The organism is Ahrensia marina (genome assembly GCF_042140245.1).
Lineage (GTDB): Bacteria > Pseudomonadota > Alphaproteobacteria > Rhizobiales > MH13 > MH13.
Genome location: NZ_CP159483.1, coordinates 2,540,577 through 2,551,668 on the forward strand (window position 1 = coordinate 2,540,577; position 11,092 = coordinate 2,551,668).

Annotated in this window: 8 protein-coding genes and 1 pseudogene; 8 read left to right on the forward strand and 1 reads right to left on the reverse strand. The window is 53.9% G+C overall.

Annotated elements, in window-relative coordinates; all coding sequences use genetic code 11:
- The first annotated feature begins 1 nt into the window (after window position 1).
- Window positions 2-697 carry a hypothetical protein gene (locus tag ABWH92_RS12465; RefSeq protein ID WP_375568814.1) on the forward strand — a complete coding sequence of 232 codons (696 nt, stop codon included), beginning with the start codon at window positions 2-4 and terminating at the stop codon, window positions 695-697.
- A gap of 685 nt (window positions 698-1,382) precedes the next feature.
- Here ABWH92_RS12465 and ABWH92_RS12470 read toward each other — a convergent pair.
- Window positions 1,383-1,748 carry a thermonuclease family protein gene (locus ABWH92_RS12470; RefSeq protein ID WP_375568815.1) on the reverse strand — a complete coding sequence of 122 codons (366 nt, stop codon included), beginning with the start codon at window positions 1,746-1,748 and terminating at the stop codon, window positions 1,383-1,385.
- Between the two features lie 360 nt (window positions 1,749-2,108).
- Here ABWH92_RS12470 and ABWH92_RS12475 point away from each other — a divergent pair, with 360 nt between their 5' ends.
- The 7 genes and pseudogenes from ABWH92_RS12475 (at window position 2,109) to ABWH92_RS12505 (ending at window position 11,086) form a co-directional block, all read left to right on the forward strand.
- Window positions 2,109-2,663 carry a hypothetical protein gene (locus ABWH92_RS12475; RefSeq protein ID WP_375568817.1) on the forward strand — a complete coding sequence of 185 codons (555 nt, stop codon included), beginning with the start codon at window positions 2,109-2,111 and terminating at the stop codon, window positions 2,661-2,663.
- A gap of 662 nt (window positions 2,664-3,325) precedes the next feature.
- A pseudogene (locus ABWH92_RS12480) lies at window positions 3,326-3,697 on the forward strand (hypothetical protein); the annotation flags it as partial.
- A 316-nt stretch (window positions 3,698-4,013) separates the two neighbouring features.
- Entirely contained in the window at window positions 4,014-5,147 is a 1,134-nt protein-coding gene (locus ABWH92_RS12485; protein ID WP_375568819.1) for a helix-turn-helix transcriptional regulator, read from the forward strand.
- Window positions 5,148-5,386: 239 nt separating this feature from the next.
- The gene (locus tag ABWH92_RS12490; protein WP_375568820.1) at window positions 5,387-6,673 is read left to right on the forward strand and encodes a TolC family protein; all 1,287 of its coding nucleotides are present in this window, start codon (window positions 5,387-5,389) and stop codon (window positions 6,671-6,673) included.
- Window positions 6,612-8,918, forward strand: a complete 2,307-nt coding sequence (locus ABWH92_RS12495) for a type I secretion system permease/ATPase (protein ID WP_375568822.1) — start codon at window positions 6,612-6,614, stop codon at window positions 8,916-8,918. Before ABWH92_RS12490 ends, ABWH92_RS12495 begins: the two co-directional genes overlap by 62 nt.
- Complete coding sequence (locus ABWH92_RS12500) at window positions 8,918-10,225, forward strand: HlyD family type I secretion periplasmic adaptor subunit (protein ID WP_375568824.1); 1,308 nt, start codon at window positions 8,918-8,920, stop codon at window positions 10,223-10,225. The genes ABWH92_RS12495 and ABWH92_RS12500 overlap by 1 nt, the downstream gene beginning before the upstream one ends.
- 72 nt (window positions 10,226-10,297) lie before the next feature.
- Window positions 10,298-11,086: a transglutaminase-like cysteine peptidase gene (locus ABWH92_RS12505; protein WP_375568826.1), complete on the forward strand. Its 789-nt coding sequence runs from the start codon at window positions 10,298-10,300 to the stop codon at window positions 11,084-11,086.
- The last annotated feature ends 6 nt before the right edge of the window (window positions 11,087-11,092 follow it).

The following is an 11,092-nucleotide window of genomic DNA, read 5'->3' on the forward strand; positions in this document are numbered from 1 at the left end:
CATGTATATGATCGAGATCATGCGGGAATGGCAGAGCCTCTACGAAGGACAGTTTGTTCTTCACATCCCGTTTGGCGATTGCAAAACATACCCATTCTCTGACGCGCCCAATCCATCAGAGCGCAAGGGGCGTCCTGCTGGTAGGGACGTCTATCAGGTGGTGCGACGCGACCGTGAAGCCGAAGCGGGCATGCGATTGATCGACAAGCAGACCATGCGTGTGATCCCGAAGCATGAGGAAGCCGGTTGGCGCAATGACCCCAACCGCAACATTCATCCCTACAGGCCGGATTCGAACAACCCTCACTATATACGGCCATCTCTCAGAGACGTTCGGATCAAGGGCCGGAAGATCAACAGCGAGTGGGGTGAGATCCTGGTTCTGGTCGATGGCAATCCGATTGCCATCTTCCCACATTCAACCAATCCAGATGAATGGGATGGGCGCATCACCTCAAAGGTTGATGCTCTAGAGTCCGCTCGTGCTGTCGCGAAGGCCGAACGTGATAAGCCGCGAGAGACAGGAGAAGTTGATCATCTCCAAGGACCACGCGCATTCCATGACGATCTGAAAGAGCGCGAGTTTCGCAGGTTCAAAAGCCAGACTGATGAGCTTTTAAACAAGCGGGGGATCAGAACCACAGGCTCGTCTATTTGTGGTACCGATGACACCTCCAAGGAGCCTGAGGCCAAATGAGACGGGGTCGAAAGAAGCGATCAGAACTAATGCCATCGGAGCGTGACCAAATAGCACAAGAGGCAGTCAAGTCTGGTGAGCGGCTCACCTCAATTGCTGAAAAGCTGGATTGGGGTTGTGAGGATCGCAAACAGCTTGAGCGCAAAGCTCAGTCCGACCGCACCTTCAGCAACATTCTCAAAAGCCTCAACAATCGACGAGCCTGATCGTCTACTAATGGTCCTGATGATGGATCGGCGTAGCCAGGAAATTTGTTAGTGAGTATTGGGGCGAACTGGAGGAATCGGACCCTTCTAGGTCATCAAGTTCCAACTGGTATTGCCCGACAATCTTGCCATCTTGTATGTGCAGAACGACTCGGCAGGACGGTTCAAAAGCGCCATCACTGACCCTTCCCACCAGCCAGACTTCTTCGACGTGTTGCTCGAATTCCTGACAAGGGCGAGGATTGACCGGCCAAGTCCAATCCCTTTGGCTTTCGAGAACGCGATGTGCCGTCATGTTGGGTAAGTACCATCAGTAGCTTTACTCAACCGTAGATAGAGCGCTTCTTGAAAGTCAACTGGCGCGGGGCTTCTTCCTCTGACGCTCTACCTGACGGTCCCTCCAGCGCCGATAAATAACCGCAGCGATCAGCCCGATATTGATGACGAAGGTCGCCACAATAACGATGGCGCTGATCAGCTCACCCACACCAGTTCGCCTGATAGCCAGGCGTCCATTCGACCGCCAACCCCTCGTCGATCAGGATTTGGCCCGCTGTCCTCCCATCAGGCAGCCTTAGCGTCACCAGTGGGCGCTCGAAACGATCGATCTCCCCACTATCTTCAATGACCATGCCAGGCGTTTCTAAGAGTTGAGCGAGTCTTCGACTGGCTTGAACGCCGCGCTCGTGTTCCACAGGGCAATCGGCTCTGTGCCCGACCTCTGGTGCATCGACGCCCAAAACATATGGAGCACCATCCCCCAGGATGCGCATGCGCTGGCCATCGCAGCGGATAGTGTCGCCGTCTATAGCGGCGAGAGAGGCGCAAAGGATGAGTTCGATCAATTCTCTGTTTCCAGAACAAAGCCAACAAAGATCGAGTATGACATCGAGATATTGGCAAGTATACTTTCATTCGACAAAATATTAAGACTTTTCAAAGATTCGCCTGAAATCTTTGCCAGTCTACGGGACGACAGAGTTGGAAATTGATCCGGAGGCACAGCGTGCCCTTATTGACGCGGTGATATCATATGGCCCATGGTTCCTGGCCTTCGTTGCTTTTTTATGGCTGGGACTACCCCATATAGCACCTATCATCACCGCTGCTGGCGGGATTTGGAACGAACGAACCAAGATAAAGCAGTCTCACTCGCGAGCTATGAAAAAGATTGAGAACCAGATGCAGGACAAAGGAGGCAAGAAATGACTGATTGGATTTTGTTTCTCGTTGTTCCGCTGTCTGTGGTCGTGGTTTCTTTCGCCCTTAAGCACGTCCGTCACTGGCTAGAACGGGTACACGCCCGAACGGAAATGCAAAACGAGCTTATTGAGCAGTTCCAGGATCACGTCGCTCGTTTTATGCGGATTACTGACCCGGACAAACATGCTGAGTTGCGTGAAATTCTGCAATCGTCGGGCTACGCCATGATGAGCGATAGCTTCGTTCAGTCATTTATCCTTTTCCATAAGCGTCTGAAAGAAGCTAATCTTGACTCGATGGGTGCCGAGCGGAAGCGGGCCATTGAGGTGATGGGCAGTCTTGAGCCGGAGGCTAGGAAAGCGTTCGCCGAAGCGATAGGAACCGCTCTGGTGCTATCATCGTATCGGGCCGTTTTTATGGGCACAATCTATCGGTCGATGCTGTATTGGATCGTGAATGGCGAGGATAAGAGCGTCAAGGAGCCGGAGCAAATCGTGTACCGGTATCGGCTAACACACACGACTCCAAACAGATCAAAGCAAACAGTTTCCTGTTAGCTCCTTCCTTCTCCCTCCCCAGTGACAGTGGTGTTGGGGTTGGGCAGATCAGGTGGCTCGACCTTGGGGCCGATCTTATCCAACGTGACAGGCGAATCTCTTGCAAAGGCCCACCAGCAACCGTGGGCGCATTGCACTACCTGTAGCTCACCATCGACGATTGCCCACCAGAACCCGTCCATTTCGGTTACACTGGGCCTGGAAAGGGCTTCGAGGCGACCCTCGATCTGCGCACACCGTAATTCAAGATCGCGAAGGCGCCGGTTGTGATTGTCGGATAGAAGTTCGACCTCGCCCATCACCCAATCCCTCCCATTTGAAAGGGTGGGAGGGGGCGGTCTGCGTTATACACCCAGCCGAAAGAGTTCAATGATTTCAATGTGAGGATTTGGGGCATTATACATCTACCCCGCTGATTTCACTGGATACTAGCCGGTCTCCAAAACCGTAGGTCGCGGGTTCGAACCCTGCTGCCCCTGCCATTTTCATCAACGCTTTTAGAGTAGCTATCGAAAGCTCAAATTGGGCAAGAAGCTTGCAATACCAATTTCGAAAGGCACTTCCGCTCAGTCTCCACTAAGCTCCATCCCACCGCCATCTATGTACGCTAGAAGCTCGCAACGTTTGAGTAACGGACATGGTTGGTGACTAGCCTGGCGCGTGGCACTACCTGTGAGAAGCTGGAAATCCTCCGCAAGGCCCAATGCCATCTACCTTGAAGAGACTGACGATGCCGGCCTCTACGAGCCCATCTGGCAGGCGTTCGCTGTGTTGCCCCCGATGCAAAACGTCGGCCTGATAGCCGATGGCCGCCCATATGATTTTGCACTGGTTCCACGTCGGCCGATGGCATGATCACAGACTTTTGTCACTTTGACACGCGGTTCTTGGCGAACGCCGCCATCCGCATTGTCAACGAGGTAAAGGGCACGAACCGTGTGATCGATAACGTGACCAAAATCCTCCCAGCGCCATCGAGTGAGAGTCGTGGCGTTCCAGTAAGGTTGAATTGGAAAAATTTACTTCCGTCTTAGTCCTGTAGGGCAAGAAGGACTGGGCTCGCGCTTTTTCTGGTTCCTCTCTAACGAGTCCAAAAAACCGTTGGAAGCCAAAGGCCGGGAGTAACATAAGGCGCAAAAACCCCGTTCGTTTGAAAACAAAAAATCCTTTCATTCATGGCAACTCTGGTGAAGAATTTCTAACAACTTACCCGTCCCCCAACTGGGGGATGCGCAAATTCCTTTACGTAAACAAGAGTATTTGCAGTGTTTTTTGATACACCGTACGTCTTCTAATCTGTTTGGTATTTTCGTGGGGGTTCTGGCCTAAAAACTGTGCAGCTAAGATGATTTGGCCAATCGATTTATGGGGCAAAATTGGGACGATATCATCGACAAGTGCTACCTGGCAGCGCTTGATGACACGGTTTGGCACGAGCTGGTGCTTGATACGGCGAAGCTCTTTGATAGCAGTGTCGCTGGAATTGAACTGAACTCAGCTCAAAATCCTGTGAATCGCAACACGGCGGCGCACACGAATTTTGATCTACACTGCCTTCAAAAGTACTTCGAAGAATTCAACTCGCCCAAGAACAACATCGGTGTTCGCGCTGTTATGCGCGCTACGCCAGGTCAGGCCTTCCGCATCTCGGATTTCATGAGTGCGGATATCTTCGCGACCGAACCGTCGACCCGCGCAATTCTACATCCGCAGAAAATCGATCGCGGGTTGATGGTTAGTTTGTGCCGACCTGGCTGTGATTTTGCCTGGTTCAACCTCTATCGGAATGCAAATGACGGAGATGACGATTTTGGAAAAGAGCATGTGCGCCGCTTCACGGATCTTGCATCTCACATTCTGCGCAGTGCCAGGCTTTCAGATCGATTGCAAATGCCGCAACGGAAGGTCAATGACTTAATGGATGATGGGGTGAACAGCCACTATTCCGACGGCTTGGTTTCTATGTCCAGAGCCGGGCATGTTGTGACGTTGGACAAAAATGCGCAACGGATATTGGACGCCGACCTTGGGCTTCGGGTTGCCAGTGGCAAATTGAGGTCGACCAGCAAGACTGCCTCGTCGGATGACGATGCCTTAAAAGCTTTTCTCAGCAAAAGCATTGATCAGACAGAGCCCTTTGTGCTGCAGCCACGGAACGGACTGCTGCTCATGTTGCATCGCTATTTGGCACCGCATGCTGAAACATTCGCGCATGAGAGCGCGACCACGGTCTTGCGAATCGCGGTGGTCAATTTGCGCGCATCGATTGACAGTTCGGTCGTTGGTCTGGCGTTCGATTTGACGCCAGCGGAACAATCCGTTGTATCAGCCCTTACGGTCACTCCAAGCGCATCGTCCGCAGCTCGAAAACTTGGCCTCTCCAGGGAAACGGTAAAAACACATCTGCGCAGCATCTACGGGAAAACCGGAATAACGTCGCTAACGCAGCTTATGTTGCTTATTGGCCAACTTGTTAATCGATAATCCATGCTTCACCCATGTGGGGGATGCATCTGTTCGAACTGTCTAACAGAAGGGAACAGTGGGGCGCAGGTTCGCGCTAATATAACTTCGACTGAGTTGATCAGTTCTTGCCAAGTAGCCCTTACGGAATCTTGGTGAAGAGCGACTGGGGCAAAATAATGTTGTTGCGTTCTGCGATATCCGCCGGCTGTCTTTTGTTAGGCACACTCTCTGCTCATGCGTTGTCGCTCAACGACGCCGTGAGAATTGCCGTAGATACCAGCCCAGAAGTGCTGGAAGCCAAGGCTAACCAGCGTGCTGTTAGCGCCGAGCTTGACCAGGCTCGTTCGCTGTACATGCCGACCCTTGATCTGGAAGCTTTCATTGGACCCCAGTACGTTGATAGACCCAATGGTTTGAGCGCTGCCAACAACGCAGAATGGCGAGCCAGCCGCCAACTGAGCGCTATCGCGAGCTGGACATTATTCGATGGCTTTTTTCGAGCAAACGAAAGTTTCCGACAGGCAACACGTTTGCAAGGGGCTGGGTATCGTGCGCTCGAAGCCGCTGAGATCGTAGCCGTTGATACGGTTGAAGCTTATGTCGATGTGCTCCGACATCGGCGGGTTTTAGGTGCCGCTGACAACAATATCGACCAACATCGTTTTATCGTTGGTCGCGCTGACGAGCAGTTTGATGGAGGCGCTGCAACGCAGGGTGAGGTAGAAATTGCTCGGCAACGTCTGGCAGCCTCAAGGGCAATTCGTGCTGAAGTTGCTCGTGCTCTTGGCGAGGTGGAAGCGCGCTTCCTTCGCTTGGTCGGTGAAAACCCTCGCCACCTTCACGCGGTCAGCCTGCCTGCAGGAACCCCACGTTCGGTTGAAGAAGCCATTGAACTGGCGAGGACAGGGCACCCAACTCTTGATGCTGCCGCGCTCGAAGTCGAAGCTCAAGAAGCTGTTGCCGAGCAACAGCTTTCATCGATTTACCCGCAGATTGCGGTGGAAGGTAGCACCTCGTACGGCTACGATGTTGGCGGTACGCCTGGCGAGAACATTGACGCATCTCTACGACTGGTTATGCGTTGGCGTTTGTTTGATGGCGGACTGCGCACGGCACAGCACCGAGAGCAAGTGGAGCGTGTCGGGGAGGCTGAAATCCGTCTTGATCGGTTTCGGCGGGATATTGACGAAGGTGTTCGTCGGGCTTGGGTTGGCGTCACAACGAATGATGTGCGGCTTCATGCACTCCGTGACCAGCTGAGCCAATCGGAACGCGTATTATCATCGTACTATGAAGAGTACGATGCTGGTTTGCGCACCTTGCTCGATCTTTTAGACGCACAGAATGCTCGCTTTAACGCCGAGTTTGAAGTGGCCAGTGCGGAAGCAATCGCTGTCTTTGCTCGATATCAACTAATTGGGTCTACAGGACATTTGTTGGACCATTTTGGTCTACGTGACATTGTACCGGAGCCAGAGTTGCGTGCAGAAGACCTACGCCTCCACAGAACAGCAAATGGGCTCTTCGAGCCGCTCCGCCGATAAGGCAGCTTCAGATCTAAAGAACGACAACAAACACGCGGATTTGAAAAAATCGGCGGAGGCGACTGGCGTCACAGATGGCACGCAGCGTCCTGATAGTATCGAAAATCTCGGTCCGGCGCTTGCTTATTGCGCAAAAAAGCTGGGCGCCTCGCATCAATCCTCTCGAATAGATGACAGTATCCCACTTGATGATGGGCACCTCGGTCTTGACCTATTCCCTGAAGCTGCCCGCAAGTTTGGCCTAAAAACACAATTCTCCAAAAAGCCTCTAACACTTGCTTCGCCACTGGCTCCTCCACTCATAGCTATCCTTCGTGAAGGAAAGGCAATTGTCGTCGAGGCTTTGGATTTTGCCAAAGACACCGCAAGTATTGTTGTTTTCTCCGCAGATACAATGGTCGAGCGGCAGGTTAGTCTGCGTAAGCTTAGTCGCAACCTCAAGCCAGCGCTGATTTATCTCGCCAAGACTGATCATTCGGCTGAACTGACTGTCGACGACATTGGTCGCAATAAAAACCATTGGTTCTGGTCTGCGGCGAGGCGCTTTAAGAACAGTTATGCGCAAGTTGTTGTCGCCGGTTTTCTCGTGAACATGCTAGCGCTAGCCAGTCCCCTGTTCGTGATGAATGTCTACGACCGTGTGATACCCAACCTTACAATACCAACGCTTTGGGCACTGGCGTCAGGAGTGGTCTTGGCGCTTGTTTTTGACTTCGTTTTGAAAACGATGAGATCACGTGTCGTTGATGAAACGGGGCGACGCATCGATATGGCGGTCTCTGGCCGAGTGTTTGATCATCTGCTTGAGGCCAAAGCGGAGTCGCGCCCCCAATCCACTGGCGTGTTAGCCAGCTATATCCGCGATTTCGACAATGTGCGTGATGTCCTCACATCATCAACGGTGATCGCGATAACTGATGCTGTTTTCATAGCAATCTTCCTTTTGGTTTTGTACTGGATTGTCGGCATTTTGGTGATTGTGCCCATAGTGGCAGCCCTAACGGTGATACTCGTAACCCTTTGGGTGCAAGTGCCCATGAACCGGGCGATGAAAGATGCTCAATCCGACTCAGCTCGCCGCCATGGCATCTTGATCGAGACACTCTTGTCGCTTGATATGGTCAAGCGCATTGGCGGTGCAGCACATCTGCGACGTCGCTTCGATCACTCAGTGGCTGAAGCCAGCCGGTCGGCAACGACAACCCGCTTTTGGTCCAACTTCAACACAACCGTTGTTCAAAGCGCGTCTCAAGCTGTGTCGGTTGTGTTGATCGTGTGGGGTGTCTTTCTGGTGATTGAGGGTCAAATATCGGTTGGTGCGTTGATCGCTGCCAACATTCTCTCAGGTCGAGTTCTTGCCCCGCTGGCATCGATCTCTGGAACGCTGGCTCGCGTGCAACAGGCCATGCACTCTTACCGTTCTGTGGACCGACTGATGGGACTTCCAAATGAATGGACGGATGCAACACCGACGCGTCCACTTCGGCAGCCAAGTCTTGTTTTCGAGAACGTAACGTACACCTATCCCGACCAACAGGCTCCTGCATTGTCGGATTTGTCGTTTCAAATGAATGCAGGGGACCGGTTTGGTGTCATCGGCCGAATTGGATCGGGGAAGTCGACAATTGGAAAACTGCTCAGCGGTTTGGCCACACCCTCAGCGGGGCGCGTGTTGATCGATGGGGTCGATATCAAACAGGTATCACCGGTGGAACTGCGCCGGTTTGTAGGTGTGGTGCCCCAAGAACCAGAACTCATTTCTGGGTCCCTGCTTGACAACATAACCATGGGTGAACCGATGGCGAGTGCCGAAGACATCGACTATGCGGTTGTCTTGGCCGGGCTTGAAGAGTTGGCACGCGACCATCCACTCGGACTTTCAATGCCGATAAGCGAGCGCGGTCGAAACCTTTCCGGCGGACAGCGGCACAGCGTTGCCTTAGCGCAATCCCTCATTCGCAGGCCAAGGCTCTTGTTTCTGGATGAACCAACCGCGGCATTGGACACAGGTGCTGAAAACAAGCTCCTGAAAAACCTCGCTCATCTGTCAGCTTCCGAGGGTGTTTCTATAGTGCTGGCCACACACCGACATAGTACTTTGGCCATTGTTGATCGCCTGCTGGTTATCGAAGCCGGACGCCTGCTTGCACTGGGCCCCAAACAAAAGGTTCTTCAGGCCCTGCAAGACCAAGCCGGAGCAAATGAAACCATGGCTCGTGCCGCCGAACTGGCTGGAGGCAGCTAGTGGCTCAGGGGGTCGACGAACAGTTTGCCAACGACATCCGTGCCGCGCTTGATCAAGGTGGCAGGACCAACCTCCTACCCGCCCTTGTGGTCGTCGCGGCGATGATCGGTGGGTTTATCGTATGGGCGCAATGGGCGACCCTGGAGGAGGTGACCACTGGACTTGGGCGCATTGTTCCGACCAGCCAAATGCAACTCATTCAGCCCTTTGAAGCTGGAGTTGTCGTGCAGATCAACGCAGCTGAGGGCGACATCGTCGATGCGGGCCAAGTGCTTCTGCGTCTGGATGATACAGATGCGCGTTCGGCATTGGGCGAATTGCAACAGCGCCAATTGGTGCTGGAAGCAAAGCGTGCCCGGTTGCAAGCGGAAGCACAGGGCGATCAACCTGTCTTTTCGCCAGAAACGCCTATGGACATTCTTTTGGGTGAACAACAACTCTACAACGCTCGGCAGCTTGCGTTGGCGCAGGAACGGGCGGTCATTGATGAGCAACTGGCGCAGCGCAATCTAGAGCGTACCGAGCTTGAACTGCGCATTGAAGAGACGGCTGTCGCAATCGAGTTGCTCGATCGCGAGGTCGAGCTGGCGCGCCGTTTGTTTGACCGACGGGCGATTCCTGAAATCGATTTCCTCCAAAGGGAGCGTGCCGCTCTTGCTGAGCAACAAGAGTTGTCTGTGCTTCGTGCTCAACTGCCACGCACGGCTGCCGCTATCGCAGAGGCTGAGGCGCAGCTTGCTAATCTGGACGCGCAATTCGCCTCTCAGGCTCGCGGTGAGCTAGCCCAGGCGATTGGCGATGTGGCTGTGATCCGGCAGTCCATCTTGTCGGCCCAACAACGCCTTGAGCGGACCACTCTTTCTTCCCCAGTTAGGGGCGTTGTGAACGCGCTACCAGTTACCACAATTGGTGCGGTCATCAGGCCGGGCGAAAACGTTGTTGAGATCGTCCCGCTCGACGAACAGCTTTTTGTTGAAGCCGAAATTCGGCCTCAAGACATAGCCTTTATCAGTGCCGGTCAAGACGTTTCGGTCAAAGTGACGGCCTATGACTACACTGTCTATGGCGACCTGCCTGGCGTCGTGCGGCGGATAAGTGCTGACACGTTTGAGGATGAGCAAGGCGAGAGTTTCTATCGCGTTACTGTGGAAATTGAAGACAATTCTATAGGTTCTGAAACTGATCCTTTACCACTAATACCAGGAATGGTCGTAACGGCCGATGTATTAACCGGCCAGAAGACAGTCATGCAGTATCTTCTCAATCCTATCACACGGGCGCGGAACGAAGCGCTGCGCGAACGCTAAGTGCCCAACAAGAGGTTGGCGGCGCGCATTTGAGGGTTTTGCTCTCGTCCGTAAAACAGGTTGAGGCATACCATGACAACGATCCGTCTTTGGCGGGCGACCGGACGCGTGCGTTCCGGCGCGACGCTATCCTTTTGCCTTGCGTTGGCTATCAGCGCTTTGGTTGCTCCTCTTTCAGTAACAGGCGCGAGTGCGCAGGCTATTGCCGCAGCGCCCCTGGTTGTGAACCAAGCCATTCGCCCAGTTGCTTTGTCGAATGGGTTTGTGAACATCCGTGATCGGCTGTCCGTTATGCGGGCGGCGCGGGGTGGCGCAGATGCTCAGCGGGTTGCCTACAGTGCATCAGCTGACGGCCTTGCGCCTCGTGATGTACGTGCTCGCTGGGAAGCAAGTTTGAACGCGCGCCTTGCCCGCTTAGAACGCGCCATCGCTCGTGAAGAGCGATCCGAGTCTCGCGCCTGGCGCGCTGCTGTCGAGCGCGTACGCCGCGCTGAGGACCCCATTCGCGAGGCCCAGCGATTGGTGCATCATAACGTGCGTTTCCGCTGGGATCGGCCGGGTCGCGACCATTGGCAAACGCCATTGGCGACACTGAGCCGCGGGGCAGGGGACTGTGAAGACCATGCGATTTTGAAGCGTGCGCTGTTGCTCGAAGCAGGTGTTGACGCTGAGGACGTATCGCTGCTCTTCCTGCGGACCGCAAGCGGCACCGGCCATGTGATCGTTCAGGTCGATACTGCATCAGGCACCCGCATCATGGACAACCGCACCACTGCCCAGCGCATCGGGAGACTGCTGCCTGGCGACCAGGTTCTTGCCGAGCACCGCACGTTGGATAGCCGGGTTATCGCTGGAATTTGAACCGGA

What these genes read in the sequence shown, in the direction of transcription:
- ABWH92_RS12465 (WP_375568814.1), top strand. Translation starts at nt 2, where the DNA reads ATGTATATGATCGAGATCATGCGGGAATGGCAGAGCCTCTACGAAGGA.
- ABWH92_RS12475 (WP_375568817.1), top strand. Translation starts at nt 2,109, where the DNA reads ATGACTGATTGGATTTTGTTTCTCGTTGTTCCGCTGTCTGTGGTCGTG.
- ABWH92_RS12505 (WP_375568826.1), top strand. Translation starts at nt 10,298, where the DNA reads ATGACAACGATCCGTCTTTGGCGGGCGACCGGACGCGTGCGTTCCGGC.